The following is a 23,822-nucleotide window of genomic DNA, read 5'->3' as shown; positions in this document are numbered from 1 at the left end:
CCCTCCTTCTACCACAGGCTGTTCTCGCTGGTGCGGCGTGCAATTTGATTCACTACGATGAGCAGGATCGCGTTGATGACCGAATTGAACAACCCGATGGCGGTCGAGAAGCTGTACTGTGCATCAACCAAACCGGATCGATAAACAAAGGTTGAGATGACATCGGATGAGCTCATGTTCAGTGGATTCTGCAGAAGCAGGATCTTCTCGAAGCCGACCCCCAAAATGCTGCCCATGTTCAGAATTAACAGAATCGTGATCGTTGGTATGATCGCCGGAAGGTTGATGTGCAGAATCCGTTTGAAGCGGCTTGCACCGTCTACCACAGCGGCTTCATGCAGCTGCGGATCTACACCGGACAAAGCCGCCAGGTAGATAATCGTCCCCCAGCCCGTACTCTGCCAGACACCGGACAAAACGTAGACCGACTTAAACCAGGCAGGGTCCGTGAGAAATTGAGGCGGTTGAATGCCCAGCATCTCCACGAAGTTCACAATCATACCGGACGATGGTGACAAGAACGTGATGATCATGCCGGACATGACCACAACGGAAATGAAGTGCGGCGCATAAGTAACTGTCTGTACGGTTCGTTTGAAGAAGGAATCCTTCACCTCATTGAAGGCCAGTGCCAGAATGATCGGAAGGGGGAACCCGACTGCAAGCTCGTACAGGCTAATGCTAAGCGTGTTCCAGAGCAGGTCCCAGAAATAATAGGAATTGAAGAAGCGTACAAAATGATCAAATCCAATCCAGGGGCTACCCGTAATCCCAAGCGTCGGAATAAAGTTCTTAAACGCAATCTGTATGCCATACATAGGCCCATAATGGAAAATAAGAAAATATAGAAAGGCCGGGGCAATGAACAGATACAACTCCCAGTTGCGAATCATCCTCCTCCATAACGTATTTTTCTTGTTGTTTGGAACCGTGTGTACCGATACATTGCGCGATAAGGCGGATTTGCCGTCTTGCTGCATCGATTGCTCCCTCCTTTTCTAATGAAATCCAGCCCCATAAATACAACACTCCTATTCGAAAATACAAGGAGAGTGGGCTTTCAATTGCAACATCCCAGTGGACCAGCTAATCTCACCGTGAAATTGTTAACGCTTTCATTACGAGTGTATGGACTGCCTGGCAATCCGTAAATATGTCGTTTTTAATCCGGGCTGTCAAACGTGCACAACGCTGTTACCACAGGGATTTTTACCTTGTCACAGTTGCTTGACATTGTCATTTTGAACACGACCATATGTTGAATTTGACTATGGCGGGCTTCCAAACCGTCAATCAGTGCCCACTCCGTTAGGTTGGTAAAACAAAGGCTCGTATAAATTCGTCTGAATAATTCACGACAAATCAAATGTTACACATTCTAAAAATCCATTTGCGTACATCACTTTATCGCTCCTCATGGATCCGCTTAAGCTGTTGCTTCCCTGAAACATCGAAGTAAGCCATCACTCTCCCTTCGCCTTTATCGAACACACTACCGTAGCACGCACTCCTTCATGTCACATTTCATAACTTGGTGAATGTGATGCTATCGGCATTGCTTAACCACTTGTGCTTATTCTAGAGCCATCCATCCCGAAGCGTAAATATGTAGAATTCACCTCATGTATCAAGATAGGAGAACCCTTGATATGATTAGGATTCCTCGTTATATATGTCATATTTGCTTAAGACATCGCGTGTCAGATCTGATCATGAATCCGTGAAAAGGAAACAAAACAAAGCCGTCCCACACCATGGAAGGACGGCTTTACATCGTACAATTTTTGATTATACATTACACTCACATTACTTAATACGTTAATTAAACTAACTTATCTAGCAGCAGAGCGATCATCATTCGTTACATCTCCAAAGAAACGGATGCAATACAATGCGCACAAACCAACGATCGTATAGATGATACGCGAACCAGCAGCGCTTTGACCACCAAACAGCGCAGCTACAAGGTCGTACTGAAACAATCCTACGAGCAGCCAGTTAATGCCCCCAACAATCAGTAACAACAGCGTAATTGTATTAAATGTTCTCATCGATAACCCTCCTTACATCGCCCGATTTTCTTATCAGTTCATGATGTGTTTATTAAACTATGGATTTTAATAATTATTTTTGACCATTTATAACGTTTGTAATCATATCCTGATAAAAAAATTCCAAAACTCAGGGGATCCTCGGAAAACCACGCTTGTGATGAAGCAGATCAAGAAAAACTTCAACCACTTTGGTGTGATAAGGCGTCTTCTGCGTGATCCATGAGAATTGGCGGGTTATCGGCTTATCGTTCGGTATAATCATATGCAGCGTGCCAAGCTGAACTTCCTTCCGAACGACCCATCGCGACAGGAGTGTCACGCCAAGCCCTGCTTCAACCGATTCTTTGATTAGCTGTGTGCTGCCAAATTCCACGATGTGCCTAGGACGGACAGCGCAGCTGGCAAACATTCGCTCCGTCGCCTCCCTCGTACCAGACCCCGCTTCCCTTACGATCCAGGTCTCATCCGCAAGCTCGGCAAGCGGCATCTCCTGCAGATGATCATAGCGCCCATCACGAGGAACCATAACCAGCATCTCATCCTCGGCGAAAGCTTCGATTTGCAGTTTATCGTCGTGATAATCTCCCTCCACGATGCCAATATCAGCTTCGTGCTTTAGAATCATCTCCGCCACTTCCTTCGTATTCCCGATCGTAATGGCAGGACGAATTAACGGATAGTGTTCTCTCATATAAGCTATAAGATGCGGAAGCATATATTCGCCGAAGGTATAACTGGAGGCAATGGAAAGACTGCCGCTAGTCCGGTGCATCAGATCGTCCACAAGCGAATGCATCCGAGTATACATCCCAAGGATCTCCTTCGCATGGTGATATACGATCTCTCCGGCCTTATTGAGTCTGACGTATTTATTCGTTCTCTCCAACAACTTCGTGCCGACAGCTCTTTCGAGTGACTGTATATACTGACTAACGGCCGGTTGCGTCATAAGTAGCTCTTCGGCCGCACGCGTGAAATTCCCCTTTTCTACGACCGTAACGAATACCTCTAGTGTTTGATCCACTTGATAACCCCTTACATTTAGACGTTATGAATGTTAATAGCTTCATATTATCATAACCATTTACTTATGATGACCATTATAATGATTTATTTCTCTTATCTATTCTCATAAGATAAGATGGGTTCATACCAACCGAACGAATCGGAGGTTATGCCCGATGACTGAACCCGCACCATCGACACTACATCATACGGCCAAACGACCAACCGGGTGGCTCCGACGGACCTTACCACCCACAGCAGGTGGGATCGGCTTCACCTTGGTTATTGCCCTGATAGGATATGCTTTAGCCGGTTTACCGGGACTTGGATCCCTCGGCCAACTCGCATGGGCTATTCTTATCGCCGCTTTATATCGGCAACTGTTCGGATACCCAGAGAGAATCCGTATCGGCATTCAATTTACCGCCAAACGACTGCTTCGCCTGGCTATCGTCCTGTATGGCTTAAAACTGAATATGTTCATCATCTTTCAGCAGGGGCTAGGGCTAATGCTGAAAGATATGCTTAGCGTCGTATTTGCGATCAGTCTGACCCTATTGATTGCCAGATGGCTTAAAGCCGACATGTCCCTGTCGCTTCTGCTCGGAATTGGAACCGGGGTGTGCGGCGCAGCGCGATTGCCGCCGTTTCTCCAATCGTGAATGCCAAAGAGAGCGACACGGCCATCGGAGCGGGACTTATTGCTTTTCTCGGAACCATCGTCGCCATCGGATATACACTCGTCCAACCGCTGCTGCCTCTGACACCTGCGCAGTATGGCGTATGGTCAGGAGTCAGCCTGCATGAAATTGCCCATGTTGCGCTCGCTGCAGCGCCGGCAGGTGAGGATGCACTTGCCCTCGGCTTGCTGGCAAAGCTCGGACGTGTATCTCTGCTCATACCACTCTCCATCTTGCTCATGTCATGGATGAAACGCACGGGCCGCATCCAGCAACGTACACGAATGGAATTTCCCTGGTTCCTGATCGGCTTCATTGCAGCGAGTCTACTGGGGAGCTGGGAATGGACCGGACAACCGATCATTCCCCTATTGCTTCAGGACGCGCTGTCCCATGGAGCTTCATTCCTACTGACCATGGCCATGGTTGGATTAGGGCTGAATATTCATTTGCAAGCCCTTCGAGGAGTTTGGCGCCCTTTGTTAGCTATGTCAATCACAACCCTCTTGCTGATCCTGCTTACGTATGCCATCGTGTGATTCATCAAACTATCCTCGTGACACCGTCTTATTCCTTCTTTTTTAGGGTAGAACTAATATACTGGGATCCGCTCATCATACGGAAGGTTTAGCTTCCCTGCCATCTTGGGTATTGGAGTTATAGCACCGTAGATGCTGAACGGGGAGCTGTCATGAAAGAGGAGATGGAATAATGCAGCGAAATCATACGATCATGCAATTTTTCGAATGGCATATAGCAGCCGATGGCTTACATTGGGACCGGCTTAAGCACGCGGCACCTGAACTTAGTCAAGCAGGAATCGATGCCGTCTGGATACCACCGGTAACGAAAGCCTTGTCAGCAGAAGATAATGGATACGGGGTATACGATCTGTATGATCTGGGCGAGTTTGACCAGAAGGGCACGGTTCGAACGAAGTATGGAACGAAACAGCAGTTGACGGACGCTATGGCCGCCTGCAGCAAGCATGGCATTGCTGTCTATGTTGATCTTGTCATGAACCATAAGGCCGGGGCCGATGAGACCGAGCGATTTCAAGTGGTGCAAGTGGATGAGATGGACCGGACAAAGGACATTTCAAAGCCGTTCGAAATCGAAGGTTGGACTAAGTTCACGTTCCCTGGACGGGGAAAGCAGCATTCTTCGTTTCAATGGAACTTCAATCACTTTAACGGTACCGACTATGATGCCGCTGGCAAGCAATCCGGCATCTACCGGATCTTGGGCGAGAATAAATCCTGGAGTGAGCACGTTGATCGTGAATTCGGTAACTATGACTATCTAATGTTCGCGAATATTGACTACGGCCACCCCGAGGTTCGCAGCGAAATGATCCATTGGGGCCAATGGCTGATTGATACACTGCAATGCGGGGGCTTCCGCTTGGATGCCATTAAGCATATCAATCATCATTTCATTAAAGAATTCGCGTCAGCCATGAAAAAAAAGCGCGGAGATGACTTCTATATGGTGGGCGAGTTCTGGAATCCGGAGCTTCAGGCATGCCGCCACTTTCTAGATACGATCGATTACAAGATCGATCTGTTTGACGTCTCTTTGCACTATAAGCTGCATGCCGCTTCCAAGGCAGGCCGCTCCTTTGATCTTCGCACCATTTTCGACGATACCCTGGTGCAATCGCATCCGATGAACGCCGTCACCTTCGTTGATAATCACGATTCGCAGCCGCATGAAGCGCTGGAGTCCTGGATTGAAGATTGGTTCAAACAGAGTGCGTATGCATTGATTCTGCTGCGGAAGGATGGTTATCCCGCCGTTTTTTATGGGGATTACTATGGGATTGGTGGGAACAATCCCATTCCCGGCAAAAAAGAAGCCATTGACCCATTGCTGTATGCCAGAACGGAGCGTGCCTATGGCGACCAGGATGATTATTTTGATCATCCGAACACGATCGGCTGGGTGCGTAGAGGCATTGCCGACATCGAACACTCCGGTTGTGCCGTCCTGATCTCGAATGGTGATGCAGGGAAGAAACGGATGTTTGTCGGCAAAGAACGGGCAGGAGAAGTATGGGTCGATCTAACGAAGACACGCCAAGAACGAGTGACGATTGGGGGGGATGGTTATGCCGTTTTTCCCGTTAATGGCGGCAGCGTATCCGTCTGGGCTCATCCCGATGTTCCGGTGGAAGCCTGACGGACTCTGAAGATAACAACAAAGCCGGAAGCAGGCTGCGCCTCCTCTCCCTTAATGGTGGGAGATAGTGCAGCCCTTGCTTCCGGCTTTTTTCATAATGCATGCGGCGTCGTTAACCCTTCAATTGAAACCGTCTGCGCAGACCTTCGCCAAACAGGTTAAACGCGATAATCGCGAACATCATCGCCGATGCAGGGTAGAAAATAAATTCGAATTTGCCAAGAAAGATTTCATGGCGATGTTTAGCGAGGATCGTCGCCCAATTGTAACCCGTCTCCACGAATTCCATCGTGTAGTAATTGACTTCTTTCCATTCATGACCGAGGAAAATGTTCATAATCGCCAATTGTCCTATCAGCAGCATCACCTTTCCCATATCAATGAAGAAATTAACCACGACTTCCGGGAACAGGTTCGGGATGAAGTAATGCTTTGTCAGTGTTCTTGTCCGCAGCCCCAATGCCGTACTCGCCTCCATATAGAGCTCCTGCCCCATCTTGTTGACCTGATGCTGCGTTGTATACGCGACACGACCCACTTCAACAACCGCCAGAATGAAGATAGCCCATGCGATGCGATGTTGCGAGAACAGGAAGTAAGGAATAGCCAGAAGGAGCGCGGACGAGAATACGGGCGGCAGATAGGAGAACATCTGATTAAGCACGGTTATGATCTGGTGGGAGACGCCTTTCATTTTCCTCGCCATAAGACCCAGGGGAATGGCAATCATGTAACGGGTCAACGCAATGATAATGACGAGCAGGATCGTTTCCTTCGTCGCCACCACGATTTTGCTGAGATTATCGACACCCTGCTTATCCGTTCCGATCCAGTTTTTACTGGATGGCTTGAATATGGGTAGTCTCAGCTTCTCTTCACCGTCGATCATCATCCAGCGGGAGCGCTCCTGATTTAAATCTTTATCAATGAAGGGCAGATACGGGCCGGCGAACATAACCAAAAATATAAAGGTTAACAGGATACCGCCAAGCCACAACGGGGTGTTCTTCTTCATAACTTGCCAAACCTCCTATCGCGGATCAAAGTAGGTACGTGCCCATTGACTTATCCATTGTACGAGCAGAAATAACACCATGAAGGAAAAGGCGATCCAAATGATTACACCAGGTTCGTAAGAAGCACCAGTGCCTGAGAAGGTGTTATAATCTATAGCCTGGAACAGGCGCCAGGCTGCACCCGGATAGTTACGATAATATTCAACAATCAGCAGATTGGAGAGAATGAATACGAGCAAGCCCGGCAAATGAGTCAAAATGTTAGCGATTCCGTTGCGCAGCATATGTTTATAGATGATTCGGTGATCACTCAAGCCCTTGGCTTTAGCCATCAATATGTATAGCTTTCCTTCTTGATTCAGCAGCGAGGCGGACGTGATTCTGGCAATATAAAAGATAGGATATATCGAAACGAGCAGCGCCGGGATCATAAACGACTGCCATCCTTCCACCGCAAAGTATCGAATAGCCGGTATATGCTTAATGAGCAGCCACTGGATGAACAGCATGAGAAAAAAATCCGGGATCGACTGGAACAACCAGGTGGTCCAGTGCCCCAGCACATTAAATCGCGTCTTGGATAGCTTGTAATCGACAATGCCCTTCAGAATACCGAATATAAAACCGATCAGCAGCGCCGAGACAATGACCAACAGACTCATGCCTACAGCCGTGAAAGCGGCGGCTTCCGAAGAATGATCAACATAACTCGATAGGCCGAGTGTTCCATTCCGAAAGGCACTGCCGATATAGTCTACAACATAAGTCAGATACTCCTGCATATCGAACGAATAGTTGCTCACCCATAAATTACCTTCTAAAGCCAGCTGAATGTCTCTTGGAATCAAAACAATGAGCACAATAAATACAAAGGCCAGCACACTGATGATGGTCGTCCTGAACATTTGTGTTTGATACTTCATCTTCCCCCTCCTGATCTGGAAAAATAGCCCATATTATAAGCGTTATGAATTTAATATCCCACAAATCTCCTAATTTCGTCCAGTCCTATCGATGGAAATTGTTCATTCACACATCATTTCGTTTATAATTTAGAATCATGACCATACAGTTGGAAAAGGATGTGACAACGATGTCGATTTATCAATATAACGTCAAGAACATTCGCGGTGAGGAAGAATCGTTAGCGGCTTATAAAGGGGACGTTCTGCTCATCGTCAACACGGCAACCAAGTGCGGCTTCGCCCCGCAATTCGACGGTTTGGAGAAGTTGCATCAGACGTACGGCGAACGAGGACTGCGCGTGCTTGGGTTCCCCAGCAGCCAATTCATGAACCAAGAGCTGCCGGAGGATTCGGCGATTGAACAAGCATGCAAGGTTAATCACGGCGTCACCTTTCCGTTGTTCTCCAAGATTGACGTCAATGGTACAAATGCGCATCCCTTGTATAAATACCTGGCGAGCGAAGCTCCTGGTGCACTCGGCACCAAATCGATAAAATGGAATTTCACCAAGTTTCTGGTCAATCGAGACGGGAAGGTTGTGAAGCGTTACGCTCCAGCCGATACGCCTGAGAAGATGGAAGCCGACATCAAAAAGCTGTTAAGCGAATAACAACTTGGTATCATCGGCTATGTCCACATGCTTGTTCATGTTATGTAAAGGATGCGGATGTGCAGGCATTTTCATAGAAATCGAGCTTTTCAGTAGAAAAAGATGCAAATGTGCAGGTTTTTATCCCACATTCGTCCAATTAGCCCTAACATGAATTAAAAAGCCTGCACATTTGCAGGCTTTTGGTACATATCGTATTTTCAACCCACTCATTCCTGCATATTTGCAGGAATTTTTTTCACTAGTGCTCTACCGGGTATTCACTTCGCACAATGGAACGATTCATACACGAAGCCTATTTATAAATGCAAAAACCATAACGATATCCGTCAATATTTCGCTCTTATCCAGACCATCATCTCGTTCTCGCCACGGTTACCCCATAAATAATATGGAATAGCCTTGATAGAGACAGGCGCATACTCATTGGTTGTCGCACGATACAAGGCCTCGTCGTCCCACTCTTCCAGCTTCTCACGAAAGCCCTGACCCTCAATGACAACCGCTCCGCTGACCAGTTTAGGATCGAATCTGGCTTGAAGTATCGGATCGGTTGCCAGGCTAATGGAGGACAACAATGCATTGTGGTCCACGCCCTCCAGACAGTATACGAGCGGCCCACGCTGGATTGCAGACTTGCCGGCATTCGCGCGAATCCGCGGGTTGGCCCGGACTTGCTGAATCTCCATTGGGAACTCAAGCTCCAGCGTATCACCCGCTGCCCACGTCCTTGTAATATAAGCATAGCCATCCTTTATGCTGTCTTCGATATGACATGACTGCCCGTTCACTTGTACCGCAGCTTGACCTTGTGCCCACCCTGGAATGCGTACGGCCACGGTCCACTTCACCGCTTGTTCCGGCTGCAACGTCAGGGAAACCCGACCGTGCCAAGGCATCTCGCTGCTCTGAACCAGCTTCACCGGAATACCATCCAACGTTACCTCAGCTTCTCCACCAATATACAGGTGGGTGTAAAGTGTATCGTGACTCATGGTATATACGTACTCCCCGAGCGAAGTCAGCAGCCTTGCCACATTCGGCGGGCAGCAAGCGCACGCAAACCATCCTTGGCGCACCGGCTTCACATGATGTTTGCCCGGATTATGATGGCATGCCGTCGGCCAAACCTCGAGCGGGTTTACATAAAAAAAAGTGCTGCCCGTCCTGGGCCATACTGCCAAGAACGTTGTTGTACAAGGCCCTTTCCATCACATCCGCATATTCGGATCGCGGTGAGAGCTGGAGCATCCGCTGCGCGAAGAAGATCAGCCCGATGGAAGCACAGGTCTCCGCGTACACCGTATCATTAGGCAGATCATAATCCGTCGTAAAGGCCTCGCCATGGTGTGTCGAGCCAATTCCCCCGGTAATGTACATTTGCTTGTGAACCGTATTATTCCAAAGATGCCGGCACGCCTCTAGCAAAGCCTCATCTTGCGTACGTGCAGCCATATCCGCCATAGCCGTATACATATAAACCGCCCGGACAGAATGACCAACACCCACGCGCTGCTCCCTAACAGGTAAATGACTCTGATGATAAGCAATGTCTGGTCGGCGTGAAGGGGAGGCATAGAAAGATGACTTCCCGCGCCGTTCCCATTCCATGACGAAGAAGGCAGGCTCTCGTCCACGCTCATCCAGGAAATATTGACTGAGTCTCAGATATCTCTGCTCCTTTGTAACTTCATATAATTTGATCAGGGCCAGTTCAATCTCCTGATGACCGTCATAGCCGTGAATCTGGCCATCCTCGGGACCAAACACCGTATCGATGTAATCGGCAAAACGGCAAGCCACGCCCAGCAGTTTCCGCTTGCCTGTCGCTCGGAAATGAGCGACCGCTGCCTCGATCATATGACCGGCGCAATATAATTCATGGCAGTCGGTCAGGTTCGTCCACCGTTTATCCGGTTCCTTGATCGTAAAATACGTATTTAAATATCCGTCTGGTTGCTGTGCCGCAGCTACGAGATCAATCATCGCATCGACTTGTTCATCCAGCTTCCGATCATAAGCAATAGTCAAAGAATACGCAGCGGCCTCTAGCCATTTCGCCACATCGCTGTCCTGAAATACAAACCCATGAAATTCACCTTCCTCCAGTCCTGCCGCTATCCGGAAATTGGCCACGCTATGACTTGGTTCAACCCCGGCAATCCGGTCATGTAGAGCTTCATATTGGTACGGTATTACCACGTCCCGGATCAGTACTATGTAACGGGACCAGAAAGGATCATCCAGCTTCACCTGCTGGAGCGGAATAGCATGCGAACGAACAGTTTGCGTCATCACTTGGATATACACTCCTTCGTATCGAAATATCGATCACGATTGATGGTTCTCGCCCTCGACACTTCCCATTCTAGACTCTATGATAGGAAGAAAGTGATATCCGAATCGACCCAATTATTTATATTATTTCACACTTGTTGAGGTGCCTTCATGGGAAATGAATCAATCCTTACCTTTCCATCGCTGCCGCTGCCCTATTACCTGGAGTCCGGCATGACCATCTATAAGCCCGGCGAGTACCACCCTGCCCGCAGAAACCTCGGAGTATATGACTTGATCGTAGTCAAGAAAGGCTGCTTGTTTATAGGGGAAGAAGAGTCCACGTGGGCGTTAGCTGAGGGTGACATGCTCATTCTGCTGCCGGATGCCTATCATTATGCTGTGCAGGAATGCTCTGAGGAGACGATTTTCTATTGGCTTCACTTCGATACAGCGAAGAATTTCATACAGTCATATGACTTAATTTCACACAAAATACAGCTGCCAAGGCAGACGACCATCCCTGTTCCCGAACAAGCCTACGCCCTGTTTGAATCTCTTCAAATGTTGACCATAGAACCTCGCTCCTCTGCATTCTGGGGAGAACAATCCGTGTTTATCGAGCTGCTTCAGCAGCTTGATCCGTCCAGAACCGAGCAGAGCCACGCCAGAGTCCGCACCGTAGCAGAACAAGTGGAGTCGTATATCAAGACACATTATCGGGAGCCTATCAACAATACCTCTTTATCGGAGCATCTCCATTACCATTTCAACTATCTCACCAGATGCATGAAAGAATCGTACGGCGTGACACCTACCGAATACTTGCTGCAATATCGGCTTGATCAGGCAAAACGGCTCTTGCTCACCACCCCCTGGTCTATATCCAGCATAGCCGAGCATGTTGGCTTCACCTACCCGCCCTACTTCACGAGACGCTTCTCAGCCCGCTTCGGGATGTCGCCACTGCAATACCGGAAGCAGTTCAACTGAACACCCGGATGGAGCCCGCTAATTAAGACTTGGGGGGATACCCTCTGGGTTCCAAAAGATCCATACGATACAAAAAGGCCATGACGGTACAAGGATTGCATCCTAAGTACCGTCATGGCCTTCTCTACTACGTTTGCTGATTAGCAACTATGCTTCACCTGGCAGATTCAGCTGCCAGGATACGCCGAACTTGTCCGCCAGCCAGCCAAACTTCCGACTGAACCCGTAATCGCCCAGTGGCATCATGGCCCCCCCGCCATCCAGTAGCGCATGGTATAAACGTTCGATCTCTTCTTCTGAATCACAGGTCAGATAGATCGAGAAGGATGGTGTAAAGGTGAATTCATGCTTCACATTACTGTCGATACACATAAACGATTGTCCCTTCAAGGTGAACGTAGCCCTCAGTACGCTTTCTTCCTCACCTTGCTGCTCTGACCCCACCCGGGTGATGCTTGTAATGGCAGAATCCTCAATCAGGGAAACGTAGTAGTTCATCGCCTCCTCCGCGTTGCCTTGAAACATCAGGAACGGTGTGACATCCCTCATCGTATCGCTCCTCTTCTCAAATTCCACCCTCATGATGGGGATGGGTAATCGATTTTCCCCGTCTCAACCAACTGCTTCAGTCCCATAAACATGTAGTGCCAACCGTGCTCCGTCTGATCGTGATATTCGGTCATGGCTTTCTGGATGTCTTCCGTTGTCCATTCCTCTTCATGCGGTACGGTAATTTCTTGCGTGAAGGTCATCTCGCATCCATCATCCACGGATCTGAACTCGACCGTTATTCGATCCTCCAGATCATTAAACTGTGGCATCTTAAACGTAAATACCAGCTTGTTCGGCGGGTCCAATTCCAGGTATTCCCCGATCGCGCGGTATTCCTTCCCTTCGCGCTCGTCTACAATCTCCCAAGCCCCGCCGACGCGAGGGTCACTATGTGCAACCTTATTCGTCATCTCCATCGTAAACAACCATTTGCGCATCATCTCCGGATTCAGCCAGGCATCGAATACCCGCTCCGGAGGAACATCGAATTGCCGCTTCATCACGAGCGTCGTGGTTGAAGTATCCATAATTAAAATCGCCCTCCGTAATTTGTATTGAATTCAACTCTAGGACCCCTTTATCATGGTGGGTAATCCGTTTCATTCCTATTCCTCTAATGCTCCTCCTTCTTCGCTTTATTCAGTTCCCGTTCCAGCGCATCAAACTGCACATTCCATAAACGTTCATAGAATTGCAGCCACTCCATCGCGCGCGACATCGTGCGTGGGTTAAGACGGCACATATGTGTCCGTCCTTGAATCGATCGTTCCAGCAAGCCTGAACGTTCCAACACTTTAATGTGCTTGGATGCGGCGGCAAGCGACATATGAAACGGCTCTGCCAATTCCGAAACCGTTCGGTCATGCGAAGCGATCATGCGCACCATCTCCCTGCGAGTAGTATCTGCCAATGCATGAAAGATGTGATCCAATTGTTCATCTTTATTATGTTCAACCATATGGTTAAATATAAGACATTCCCCTCCAAAAGTCAACCATTCGGTTGAGTAATAAGAAATAGAAGAGCCACCCTTCACTGCAGGGTGACTTCCACAACACGTTAGTCGCTAACTCTGACTCGAGCCAACGCGCCAACTCACTATAGCCTGACACCATATGACCGGGCTTATGCTCTGATTCAGGCGCTGCTCCGCGGTGATTGAACCAAATCGAATTCCATCCCGCCGCCAAAGCGCCCACCACGTCGTTGCGCCATGAGTCGCCGATAAAATAACTGTGGCATGGCTCTGTTCCAGTTATCTGATTCACGTGCTGGAATATACGAGGGTCCGGCTTGTCCCACCCCAGCGCGCCGGAAATGAATATCCGCTCTTGCGGTACCAGATCCCCCAGCTTCAACGCCTTGATCTTATTCGTCTGATGGTCTGCAGGTCCATTCGTAATAACTCCTACCACATACCCGGCGGCGCTTAGTCGTGTTAACAATTCCGGTGCGCCTTCGAACAGCTTGATATCAAATTGCCTGGCCAGATAGACCTGCTGGACTTCTTGTGCTTCCTCAGGTTGTAGTTGTATTCCAAACTCCGCCAGCGCCATGCGGAAGCGCTCTCTGCGCATGTCATCCACAGCCGCTGCATATGCCCGGGTTCCTGCGCCTCCCAGATCTATCGATAACATGTCGCTATAATAACGCATTCGGTGATATGCCGCCTCATAAGGAAACGGCTCTGCCGGATGAATCTTGCTGCGGACCGCGTCCCGGAACGGGGTTAAGTGGTCATATAAAGTATCGTCTACGTCAAAAAAGATCCCTTTGCGCGGTGCTTGATGATCCAGTGTCATAGGTGAAATCTCCTCTATCATTGTCCTAAGTTGCAGTATAGCACAGATTACTCCTGTGATATGATGACACTAGAAGTATTTGACAAGGAGATGAAATACGGATGAACAAGGATATGAGCGAAGTGTGGGGCACGGATTTCGTTCCCGAAGGAAATCGGGCGAGCAATGTAGATCGGTTTACCGGTTTTCAGGATACCTACGATCAGCATCGGCCGGAAGCCCCTCCGGAAGTTATAACCCTTCTGACGGGTTATCTGGAGCGAAGACCTAGGCTGGTCGTCGACTTGGGCTGCGGGACGGGCCTATCGTCATTCGCATGGAAGGATGCCGCGGACCGGGTTATCGGCGTTGAACCGAATGATGATATGCGGGGCAAAGCTGTCGCCAAACTGAACCTTCACTCCCTTGAACAGACTCAAGGCGCGGACATCAGCTTCGTCTCCGGGTATTCCAATCAATTGTCGCTTCCTGATCAAGCAGCCGATATTATTACCTGCTCCCAGTCCTTTCATTGGATGGACCCGGCTACCACATTGAAAGAGGTCGCCAGAGTACTGCGTGACGAAGGCGTGTTTGCCGTCTATGATTGCGATTGGCCGCCTAGCTTAACCTGGAGAGTCGAACAAGCTTACCATGAGCTGATCGAAGAGGCCGAAACCATCATCGACCGCCACGTGGAGGCGCAGGAGCAGGCATATAAAGGGAATAAGAATGAACATCTGAAGCACATTCGGGAGAGCGGCGTATTTCGATTCTCCAAAGAAATCGTATTTCATCATATCGAACCTTTCACCGCCGAGCGGTATACGGGCCTTACCGTCAGCCAAGGCGGCATTCAGACCGTATTTAAACTGCAGCAATCGGAGTTTAACCAGAGCATTAGGCAATTCCATGCTCTGGTTGAGGAACATTTCCAGGGGCGCACCTTGCCGCTGATGTTCAGCTACCGCATGCGTCTTGGGATTAAATAAAACAACGGGGTGCCTCAAGGTCTGAAGACCATGTCGCGCCCCGTTTCTCTGTTAACCTTTCACCACCTGCCGGGGAGCCGGGCTCACAAGATTGGCTGGAAGAGGTGGCCGGCTGTGTAAGTAAAATAGAAGCGGCCCCCAACATGTACGGAATAACGATGTGTATAACCTAAAATACGGTTTATGACACTACCGCGTAATCGAGATTTTGCGAATGATTTGATTGGTCACTTCCGAGAGCAGCAGCCCGAGTGCGATTGCGCCCGAGATCATGAAAGCCTGCGCTCCGAGCTGCACCGCTTGATCGTATTGATTCTGCGCCACATGGCGAAGAGCATTATAAGCAATACCGCCCGGTACGAGCGGGATGATGCCCGATACACTATATACGATGATCGGCGTCTTGTATTTCTTGGCAAAAAATTGACTGATCATCGTCACGCAAAAAGCCGCTACCACCGTGGCCGTCACCGGTTCAACCTTCATATCCTGCAGCATAATGTAGAGCAGCCAGCCGACCATGCCGGCAAAGCCGCATTGCAGCAGCGCTTTTCTCGGTGCGTTGAACATCATGCCGAACGCGGCCGAGGCGATAAAGCTCGTAACCAGCTGTTGTATGTAAAAGACGGTCATCATGCTCCCCCCTTCAATATTTCACTATTAGAATGACAGTGTAAATGCAATACCTGCCCCGATGGCGAACGATGTAACAAACGCCTCCGCTCCCTTGGACAATCCCGATACCAGATGCCCCGCCATCAAATCGCGAATCGCATTCGTAATCAGCAGACCCGGCACAAGCGGCATGACCGAACTAATAATAATCGTATCTAAATGCTGGCCCAGCCCATATCTCACCATCAATAAGGAAGTAATGCCGATCAGAAGGGCGCCGGAGAATTCGGCAAAGAACCGTACCGGAATCACGCGATGCATGAACACAAAACAAGTAAATCCAAGCCCGCCCGCAACCGCTGCCGGAAGGAAGTCCGGCCAAATGCCGCGGAACATGATCAGGAAGCAGCCACTGGCCAGCGCGGCCAGAAGAATCAGCATCCAGGTCGGATATAGCGGCTTCTCATGCTCAATTCGCTCCAGATTGCGGTAGGCCTCCTCCAGCGTTATCTCACCAAGACTCACGCTGCGGGAGACGTTGTTGACTTGATCTATTTTATATAGATTGGTGGTGCGGTCCGATATCCGAATGAGTCTCGTAATATGCTGCGGCTCCTCGACCGAAAAGATGATCCCTGTCGGGGTCATGTAACTATGGCTATTCTCCACGCCAAAAGACGCGGCCATCCGCGTCATCGTGTCCTCAACGCGATACGTCTCCGCACCGCTCTGAAGCATGATTTTGCCCGCAAGCAAACATACTTTCATAATGTCATGCTCTTGCTTTATTGAATCGTTCAAAACCGATATCCTCCTGCCTCCATTGCTTGTACGTTGCACCGTCAATTGCCTATATTATAGTATCATTGCCACGATAAAGCATAGGATACGCTTTAACGCAGCGATGCGATTATTCGTCTATGATCGACACATAATAAAAAGCCCCCGAAAGCGCTGCATCGCCTTCGGAAGGCTCACCTTACGATTTGGATCAATACGATCCGCGAATAAACGACTCCACCTGCTCCCGATAGAACCGGGACAGTCGCTCTTTCTCCTCCATCGTGAAGGAAGGTACGTCCAGTGTACCCAGGTTGTTATCCACTTGGCTCACATTGCGGAAGCCTGGAATGACGGCCGTCACTTCGGGGCAATCGAGAATCCAACGCATCGAAGCGCGGGCCATGTCGCCTCTGCCCTCTGCAATCCAACCAAGTACCCTTGCCAGTTCAACCCCTTTGTCGAACGGAAGTCCGGCAAATGTCTCCCCGACATTGAATTGCTCGCCGTTTGCATTAAAGGTGCGGTGATCGTCGCTATGAAAGGTAGTGGTCTCCGTAAACTTACCGGTTAACAGTCCGCTTGCGAGTGGAAGCCGCACCAGGATGCCGACACCCGCTGCCTTTGCCTGCGGCAGCAGTTCTGCGAGTGGTTTCTGCCGGAAGAGATTGAAGATGACCTGCAGCGCCCGTACGCCCGGCACCTGCAGGCAGAACAACCCTTCCTCAACGGATTCCACGCTTACGCCATAGTGTCTGATTTTACCCTCAGCCTGGAGCTTGTCCAGTGTTTCGAATACGCGACCGTCCTTCAAGACCTCAAGCGGCGGACAGTGAACCTGGTACAGATCGATCCGCTCCCGCTGTAAGCGCTTCAAACTGTTCTCGCAGTAACGACGGATCGATTCCTCCGAGTAGGTCTGAAGATCATGGATATCGCCGGCACGGCAAAACTTAGTTGCTACATATACCGAATCTGCTTTACCTTTGGTTGCGCGCGCCAGCAATTCCTCGGCATGCCCATCACCATACACATCCGCTGTATCAAAAAAATTCACGCCTTCGCCGATGGCGCGTTCCAGTCCTTGTAACGCATTTTCATCATGAGTCTGACCCCAGGAACCGCCAATGGCCCACGTCCCGAAGCTGACCTCACTTATATGAAGTTCTGTGTTTCCCAGTTGCCTGTAATTCATGAACGTCTTAAGCCTCCTTATCGATCTAACATACTAATAGACTACCCGGTTCGGGGGTTTCTTTCAATGTTTAGATTGACAGGTGGGCGGATGATCCATATAATCAAATTATCGTCACACATATCCAACGTTGGATATACAATGTAGTATGAATTATGAACAATTTATTTCAGATAGGAAGCGGTGATCTCATGACCAATCTCATCCTGCTCTCGTTCCTCCGCCAACGCCCGATGCACGGGTATGAGATTCAGCAGCTCATTCAAGGCAGCCGGATGGATTTATGGACTAATATCCTGTCAGGATCGATCTACTACGCCTTGAACAAAATGGAAACCGACGGTCTCATCATCGCAACCGCCGAGGAGCGCACAGGAGCACGGCTTCGCAAGATTTACAGCATCACGGAAGCCGGCGAACAATTATTCCAACAGTTGGTTCGCCAGACCCTGTTGCAGCCTCCGCACACCGTTAAATCCGATTTCGCTCTCGGGCTGCTCTGGATCGAAAGCCTGCCGAAGCAGGAAGCACTCGAGCTGCTGGAGCAGAATTTGCAGCAAGTGCAAGTCTCGCTTGAAGAATGGCAGTCGGGCAAAGAAATCAAGTCGCAATACGGGCTCTCGAAGATTGCTCTCGCTACGTTCGACAATGCCATCGCTTTACTGGAACAAGACATCTCCTTCCTGAATAACATCAAGACCCTAATTCAGGAGTAAGCCACAGTCTCCATGCTGCGGCTTTTATTTCAGACATATATCCAACATTGGATATATAATATTGGTTATAGGAGCGTGAATTAAACATGACACACCAACCCCTCATTCAAGCAGAAGGATTGAAGAAAGCCTATGGTCCGAGAACGGTAATACACCATGTTGACCTCACCATACAGGAAGGCGAAGTTCTGGCCATTATCGGCCCAAACGGTGCGGGTAAATCCACTACGCTTGATTTGCTGCTGGGCTTGCGCAAGCCTGACGCCGGGCATGTGCGCTACTGGACAGCAACGCCGTCGCAGCATATCGGACTGCAGCTGCAGTCCACCCCCTTCTTCCCGGGCTTCACGGCGCTGGAGAATCTGCGCATGTTCGCTGCCTTCTACGGCATGAAACTGAAAGACCCCGAACTCATGCAGCATCTTGCGCGATGCGGCCTTGCGGACACCGCCCGCACCGATGCCTTGCGCTTATCGGGCGGCCAGCAGAAACGGCTCGCGATCGCAATCGCCTTAGTCCATAATCCCAAGCTGCTATTTCTGGATGAACCGACGGCGGCGCTTGACCCTAGAGCACGGCGGGATATCCGTGAGCTGATCCAGGCGCTGGCCGCCGACGGAACCTCCATCGTGTTCACTTCGCACGATATGGAGGAAGTGCATAAACTCGCCCAGCGCATTGTACTCATCGGTGACGGCCAAGTTCAGGCCTCTGGCACACCGGAGCAACTACTGGATCAATATGGAGGCGACAGCTGGAGGACCTGTATCTTCAGCTCACTGAAGAGTATTAACTCTATCAACATTCTATATAAAATTTCAAGGAGGTATGTTTATGTGGACCATTATGACAACGATGCTGCGAAGTTTATTGCGAGATAGCCATACGCTTGTATGGAACATCGCCTTTCCGGTAGCGATGCTGCTTGGGCTTGGACTCTATTTCAATGACCCCGATTATTCCCCGCGTCTGCTCAGCGGCGTTTTGACCACCAATATTTTGTTCGGCGCAACCATGGTGACCGCGTTTCAAGTCATGGCTCAGCGCAACCGGGGAGTCTATAAGTTGCTGCGCGCCACGCCGTTTCGCACGACCCATTTCATCGCCGCCATGACCGGGGGACGAACGATCCTTGCCTTGTTCGTTAGCCTCTGCGTTATCGCCATGGGCGTTATGATCCTCGGTGTACGGCTAAGCTTCGTCAGTCTGGCCCTGATCCTACTGGTCTTGTTAGTTGGCACGGTCTGCTTCACGGCCATCGGGTTCCTAGCAGCCAATCTGTCCAAAGACGAGAACAACGTCAATATGATCTCCAATCTGATGAGCTTTCCGATGCTGTTGACCAGTGAGGCGTTCTACTCCCTGAGCTCTGCTCCGAATTGGATCGTCACGCTCGGCCAGTTACAACCGTTCTACTATCTCGTTGAGGCGATGTCCATCGCTACCCAGTCGCAGGGTCATTACCACGGCATCTGGATGCCGCTGCTCATCCTGCTTGGATTCACCGTGCTTAGTATCGGAGCGGCCGCATGGACCTTCCGCTGGGATGGAGAACAGCCTGTATGGTGGCATCCATCTTCGAGACGGCAGGTTACGAGCCAAACAGAACGCGGTTAACGGTAGCTCGGTGCAACATTCTTTCCTCGTTACCCCTTGTATATATTGCGCTGCATGCGGTATACTGTACAACAATATCAACATCAGGCCAATGAAGAGCATCCAACTCCGAGGCGTTTTCGTCAAGGGGACTTGATCGAAGTGATTCATCATCCCCCTAAGTTAACCGTGATCCGCACGTTACCGCGGAATCTAAGAGGATTTAACCTACATGTTAAATCAATTTGGGTGGCACCGCGAGCGCTTAAGCGTCCCTCGTCCCATACGGACCAGGACGCTTTTTTATTTTTCCACAAGAAAAGGAGCGCGATAACGATGTTAGACATGAAATGGATGCAGGAACACCAAGAGGTGCAAGCTGAGATCCAGCGGGTAGCCGACCAGAAGGGAATTAAGCTATCGGTTGCAGAACTTATGGAGCTTGATGATCAGCGCCGGATGTTGCTCCAGACCGTTGAGGGTCTGAGGCAGCAGCGTAATGCCTTCACACAGGAAATCAGCGGATTCATAAGAATGAACAAGCCCGCTGAGGCTGAAGTTACGAAGCAACAGGTTCAACATATTAACGCTCAGCTAAATGAGCTTGAAGCGGAGCTTCGCGGTCTAGAGAATGAGTATAACCAACGGCTCATCCTTGTACCGAATATCGTATCGCCGGACACACCCCCAGGCACATCGGATCAGGACAATGTCGAGATCCGGCGCGTCGGGGAGCCCCCGGTATTTGCATTTGAACAGAAAGATCACGTTCAACTCGGCGAGCTGCACCGGTTGATGGATATCCCGCGCGGCGTTAGAACCGCTGGTACTCGCAGCTATTACTTAACGGGAATCGGAGCATGGCTGCACCGCGCCGTACAGCAGTTGGCAGTCGATATGCTGGTAGCTAAGGGGTTTACCTTAATGGATGTACCGTTAACCGTTCGAACCGAAGCGATGGAGAATACGGCTTTCTTCCCGCTCGGCCAGGATCAGGCTTTCCGCTTAGCCGAAGAAGACAAATGGTTGGCCGGCACGTCGGAGGTCCCGCTCGTATCGTACTATAGCGGCGAGATTGTGGAAGTAACGACACCAATCCGCATGGCTGCGGCATCGCTCTGCTTCCGCAGCGAGGTAGGATCGGGTGGAAGGGACGTGCACGGCCTATATCGTGTGCATCAATTCGCGAAGGTAGAGCAGGTTATTGTATGTGAGGGAGATCAGGACACTTCGGAGCGTCTTCTGCAGGAGATTACATGGAATGCCGAGGAACTGCTGCAGAAGCTCGAGCTACCGTATCGGGTCGTCGCAGTCTGCGTGGGCGATATGTCGCAGAAAACGTATAAGCAATACGATATCGAGACATGGATGCCGAGCCGGAATGCCTACGGCGAGACGCATTCGTCGTCGAACCTGCTCGATTTCCAGGCACGCCGCTCGAATATTCGCTATCGCGATGCGGAAGGCAAGCTGCGCTACTGTCATACCTTGAACAATACGGCAGTCGCCTCGCCCCGTATCCTGATTCCGTTGCTGGAGAACCACCAGCTAGCGGATGGATCGATCCACATACCGGTAGCGCTGCGACCTTATATGAACGGACTTGAGCGAATTCAGGCACCTGGGGATGCAGCAGAAACGGCGGATCACGCAGAATAAGTTCAATAACCCCGCTATGCTTACGGGTATCTTGCCAGTGGCGATGTCCGTAAGCTCCCTTTAGGGACAAGTAACGATAAACCATTTTTACTTGGATAAGCCCGGTTCTGCATATAATGATAAAGAGCCATTACATACTGATTTTTCTTATGGATTAACTAGGTATATAATGTTCGTTATACGTGCTCTGTCTGCACGAATAAGGAGGTAATGTGATATGACCGAATCGCACCATGATCATACAGCACCAAAGTCACTTCGCGATATTCCCATCTCGATCCTAGATCTTGCACCCATAACGGCTGGCAGCACCGCTGCACACTCGCTGCGCAATACGCTTGAGCTGGCCCAACATGCCGAGAAATGGGGTTATAACCGATATTGGCTCGCCGAACACCATAATATGCCCGGCATTGCCAGTTCCGCTACCTCCGTGGTCATCGGCCATGTCGCCGGCGGTACTCGGAAGATTCGCGTAGGATCCGGCGGGATTATGCTGCCGAACCATGCGCCGCTTGTCATCGCCGAGCAATTCGGCACGCTTGAGTCCCTCTATCCGGGACGAATTGATCTCGGGCTTGGCCGGGCGCCGGGTTCCGACCAGCTGACGTCTCGTGCTCTGCGACGCGGACCGGGCAGTGACGGACAGGATTTCCCGGACCGGCTCGGCGAGCTGCGCACGTATTTCCAGCCGACGTCCGGCTCATCAATGCGAATTCGCGCGATTCCCGGCGAGGGGTTGCATGTCCCGATCTGGCTCCTCGGCTCCAGCGGGTTCAGTGCACAGCTGGCAGGACAGCTCGGACTGCCGTTTTCTTTCGCCAGCCATTTTGCTCCCGATTACTTGATGCCCGCACTGGACTTGTACCGTACCACCTTCCGTGCGTCATCCGAACTGAGCGACCCGTACGCCATGATCGGCGTAAACGTCATCTGCGCCGATACAGACGAGGAAGCGCAGCGGCTTGCCACTTCACCGTATCAGCAGTTTCTGAATATTATCCGCGGTCGCACCGGGCAGCTCAGCCCACCGGTCGACAGTATGGATGATCTGTGGAATCTGCAAGAACAGGCCATCGTGAAGCGTCAGCTGAGCTTCTCCGCCATCGGCAGCCCAGCCACCGTTCGTGCACAGCTAGAACAGTTCCAGCAGATGACGAATGCCGATGAGATCATCGTCGCCGCGGCGATCTACGATCATCAAGCGCGTCTTCGCTCGTATGAGCTGCTGGCTGAAGCGGTCGGTATCTCATCAAGATAACAATGTCGCTGTAACGCGCAAGACCAGTTAAGCTGAATGGCTTAACTGGTCTTTATTCATGTGCTCTTCTCTAAGTTTTTGCGTCAATCCACCGTCAATCGTAATCAGTGAACCTGTTTACTTCGCGTAATATCCACCGTCGATCGGAAGCTCTACGCCCGTAATGTAGGAAGATTCGTCGGAAGCCAGGAACAAGACTCCGCGTGCGATATCCTCAGGCTTGCCCAGCCGCGGCAATGGCGTCTGCGACTGGAACCATTGCGTCATCTGCTCGTTCTTGAACAGGTCGACCGTCATCGGCGTCTCGATATATCCCGGATGGATCGAGTTGCAACGAATATTGTGCTGCGCGAAATCGACTGCCGTTGCCTTCGTCAACATTCTGACCGCACCTTTACTGGCCGTGTATGGTCCTGAGCCGCTGCCGCCGGTAAGACCGGCAATGGAAGAGATATTGACGATCGAACCGCCACCCGCTTCGATCATGTGCGGGATGACATATTTTTGTCCGAGAAAAATGCTCGTCACGTTAATGGTCATCGTGCGCTCCCAACGCTCAACCGTCTGATCCATAAACGGAGTAGCATCCGAGATGCCTGCATTGTTCACCAAAATATCAATCTTGCCGAATCTCTGAACGGTCTCGTCTACGACACGAACCCAATCCTCTTCGGAAGCTACATTATGTTTGAATCCGATTGCCTGTCCACCCATCGCCTCTATCTCGGCCACGACGTCCTTGATCTTGTCTTCCTGCAAATCCGTAAGGGCCACCTTGGCGCCTTCTTGTACAAACAGCAAAGCGTCGGCTTTGCCCATGCCGCCGGCTGCACCCGTAATAATCGCTACCTTGTTATCTAATCTTCCCATGGAAGTACCCTCCTACATTTCAT

General features: G+C 50.3%; 22 protein-coding genes and 2 pseudogenes. 10 read left to right on the top strand and 14 right to left on the bottom strand.

The genetic code is table 11. The features are described 5' to 3' along the window. Nucleotides 1–8 precede the first annotated feature (8 nt). The 3 genes from JCM10914_RS11910 to JCM10914_RS11900 form a co-directional block, all read right to left on the bottom strand. Nucleotides 9–980: a sugar ABC transporter permease gene (locus JCM10914_RS11910; protein ID WP_023961119.1), complete on the bottom strand. Its 972-nt coding sequence runs from the start codon at nt 978–980 to the stop codon at nt 9–11. A gap of 852 nt (nt 981–1,832) precedes the next feature. Then, nucleotides 1,833–2,051: a DUF378 domain-containing protein gene (locus JCM10914_RS11905; protein ID WP_023961118.1), complete on the bottom strand. Its 219-nt coding sequence runs from the start codon at nt 2,049–2,051 to the stop codon at nt 1,833–1,835. Nucleotides 2,052–2,181: 130 nt separating this feature from the next. Continuing rightward, nucleotides 2,182–3,078 carry a LysR family transcriptional regulator gene (locus JCM10914_RS11900; protein ID WP_023961117.1) on the bottom strand — a complete coding sequence of 299 codons (897 nt, stop codon included), beginning with the start codon at nt 3,076–3,078 and terminating at the stop codon, nt 2,182–2,184. Nucleotides 3,079–3,235: 157 nt separating this feature from the next. Between JCM10914_RS11900 and JCM10914_RS11895 the strand changes: the two are divergent. Together JCM10914_RS11895 and JCM10914_RS11890 are read left to right on the top strand one after the other, a co-directional pair. Next, a pseudogene (locus JCM10914_RS11895) lies at nt 3,236–4,278 on the top strand (YeiH family protein). A 172-nt stretch (nt 4,279–4,450) separates the two neighbouring features. After that, the gene (locus tag JCM10914_RS11890) at nt 4,451–5,920 is read left to right on the top strand and encodes an alpha-amylase (RefSeq protein WP_023961114.1); all 1,470 of its coding nucleotides are present in this window, start codon (nt 4,451–4,453) and stop codon (nt 5,918–5,920) included. Between the two features lie 112 nt (nt 5,921–6,032). Here the strand turns inward: JCM10914_RS11890 and JCM10914_RS11885 are convergent, their stop codons facing one another. Next, nucleotides 6,033–6,935 (bottom strand): ABC transporter permease subunit, encoded by a 903-nt coding sequence (locus tag JCM10914_RS11885; protein WP_023961113.1) that lies wholly within the window; start codon nt 6,933–6,935, stop codon nt 6,033–6,035. 15 nt (nt 6,936–6,950) lie between these two features. Beyond that, entirely contained in the window at nt 6,951–7,859 is a 909-nt protein-coding gene (locus JCM10914_RS11880; RefSeq protein WP_023961112.1) for an ABC transporter permease subunit, read from the bottom strand. A gap of 170 nt (nt 7,860–8,029) precedes the next feature. On the opposite strand from JCM10914_RS11880, the gene JCM10914_RS11875 reads away from it, so the two are divergent. Next, nucleotides 8,030–8,512, top strand: a complete 483-nt coding sequence (locus tag JCM10914_RS11875; protein ID WP_023961111.1) for a glutathione peroxidase — start codon at nt 8,030–8,032, stop codon at nt 8,510–8,512. Between the two features lie 329 nt (nt 8,513–8,841). On the opposite strand, the pseudogene JCM10914_RS11870 reads toward JCM10914_RS11875, so the two are convergent. Continuing rightward, nucleotides 8,842–10,807: pseudogene (locus JCM10914_RS11870) on the bottom strand (glycoside hydrolase family 127 protein). Between the two features lie 153 nt (nt 10,808–10,960). Between JCM10914_RS11870 and JCM10914_RS11865 the strand changes: the two are divergent. Further along, nucleotides 10,961–11,782 carry an AraC family transcriptional regulator gene (locus JCM10914_RS11865; protein WP_023961108.1) on the top strand — a complete coding sequence of 274 codons (822 nt, stop codon included), beginning with the start codon at nt 10,961–10,963 and terminating at the stop codon, nt 11,780–11,782. Nucleotides 11,783–11,929: 147 nt separating this feature from the next. Here JCM10914_RS11865 and JCM10914_RS11860 read toward each other — a convergent pair whose 3' ends face one another. From JCM10914_RS11860 to JCM10914_RS11845, 4 genes are all read right to left on the bottom strand, one after another. Beyond that, nucleotides 11,930–12,331: a VOC family protein gene (locus JCM10914_RS11860; protein ID WP_023961107.1), complete on the bottom strand. Its 402-nt coding sequence runs from the start codon at nt 12,329–12,331 to the stop codon at nt 11,930–11,932. 29 nt (nt 12,332–12,360) lie between these two features. After that, on the bottom strand, nt 12,361–12,861 hold the full coding sequence (locus JCM10914_RS11855) for an SRPBCC domain-containing protein (RefSeq protein ID WP_023961106.1): 501 nt from the start codon (nt 12,859–12,861) through the stop codon (nt 12,361–12,363). Nucleotides 12,862–12,947: 86 nt separating this feature from the next. Next, entirely contained in the window at nt 12,948–13,292 is a 345-nt protein-coding gene (locus tag JCM10914_RS11850; protein WP_036717919.1) for a helix-turn-helix transcriptional regulator, read from the bottom strand. Between the two features lie 4 nt (nt 13,293–13,296). After that, entirely contained in the window at nt 13,297–14,136 is an 840-nt protein-coding gene (locus tag JCM10914_RS11845; protein WP_023961104.1) for an HAD family hydrolase, read from the bottom strand. A gap of 101 nt (nt 14,137–14,237) precedes the next feature. Here JCM10914_RS11845 and JCM10914_RS11840 point away from each other — a divergent pair, with 101 nt between their 5' ends. Continuing rightward, nucleotides 14,238–15,107, top strand: coding sequence for a class I SAM-dependent methyltransferase (locus JCM10914_RS11840; RefSeq protein WP_023961103.1), 870 nt, complete (start codon nt 14,238–14,240; stop codon nt 15,105–15,107). Nucleotides 15,108–15,296: 189 nt separating this feature from the next. Here the strand turns inward: JCM10914_RS11840 and JCM10914_RS11835 are convergent, their stop codons facing one another. The 3 genes from JCM10914_RS11835 to JCM10914_RS11825 form a co-directional block, all read right to left on the bottom strand. After that, complete coding sequence (locus JCM10914_RS11835) at nt 15,297–15,743, bottom strand: threonine/serine exporter family protein (protein WP_023961102.1); 447 nt, start codon at nt 15,741–15,743, stop codon at nt 15,297–15,299. A 24-nt stretch (nt 15,744–15,767) separates the two neighbouring features. Further along, entirely contained in the window at nt 15,768–16,523 is a 756-nt protein-coding gene (locus JCM10914_RS11830; RefSeq protein WP_023961101.1) for a threonine/serine exporter family protein, read from the bottom strand. Between the two features lie 190 nt (nt 16,524–16,713). Then, nucleotides 16,714–17,697 (bottom strand): aldo/keto reductase, encoded by a 984-nt coding sequence (locus JCM10914_RS11825; protein WP_023961100.1) that lies wholly within the window; start codon nt 17,695–17,697, stop codon nt 16,714–16,716. Between the two features lie 191 nt (nt 17,698–17,888). Between JCM10914_RS11825 and JCM10914_RS11820 the strand changes: the two genes are divergently transcribed. The 5 genes from JCM10914_RS11820 (at nt 17,889) to JCM10914_RS11800 (ending at nt 22,929) form a co-directional block, all read left to right on the top strand. Further along, entirely contained in the window at nt 17,889–18,413 is a 525-nt protein-coding gene (locus tag JCM10914_RS11820; RefSeq protein WP_023961099.1) for a PadR family transcriptional regulator, read from the top strand. A gap of 86 nt (nt 18,414–18,499) precedes the next feature. Beyond that, entirely contained in the window at nt 18,500–19,294 is a 795-nt protein-coding gene (locus tag JCM10914_RS11815) for an ABC transporter ATP-binding protein (protein ID WP_023961098.1), read from the top strand. After that, a complete protein-coding gene (locus JCM10914_RS11810) occupies nt 19,248–20,030 on the top strand; it encodes an ABC transporter permease (protein WP_023961097.1) in 783 nt (260 codons plus the stop codon). The genes JCM10914_RS11815 and JCM10914_RS11810 overlap by 47 nt, the downstream gene beginning before the upstream one ends. Before the next feature lie 315 nt (nt 20,031–20,345). Further along, nucleotides 20,346–21,668 (top strand): serine--tRNA ligase, encoded by a 1,323-nt coding sequence (gene serS / locus JCM10914_RS11805; protein WP_023961096.1) that lies wholly within the window; start codon nt 20,346–20,348, stop codon nt 21,666–21,668. A 217-nt stretch (nt 21,669–21,885) separates the two neighbouring features. Further along, a complete protein-coding gene (locus tag JCM10914_RS11800; RefSeq protein ID WP_023961095.1) occupies nt 21,886–22,929 on the top strand; it encodes an LLM class flavin-dependent oxidoreductase in 1,044 nt (347 codons plus the stop codon). 117 nt (nt 22,930–23,046) lie between these two features. Here the strand turns inward: JCM10914_RS11800 and JCM10914_RS11795 are convergent, their stop codons facing one another. Continuing rightward, nucleotides 23,047–23,799 (bottom strand): SDR family NAD(P)-dependent oxidoreductase, encoded by a 753-nt coding sequence (locus JCM10914_RS11795; protein WP_023961094.1) that lies wholly within the window; start codon nt 23,797–23,799, stop codon nt 23,047–23,049. Nucleotides 23,800–23,822 lie beyond the last annotated feature (23 nt).

It is taken from the genome of Paenibacillus sp. JCM 10914 (genome assembly GCF_001315105.1).
Classification (GTDB): Bacteria; Bacillota; Bacilli; order Paenibacillales; family Paenibacillaceae; genus Paenibacillus_AQ.
Note: the sequence above shows the minus strand (reverse complement) of the source record. Positions and strands in the feature narration are given on the sequence as shown.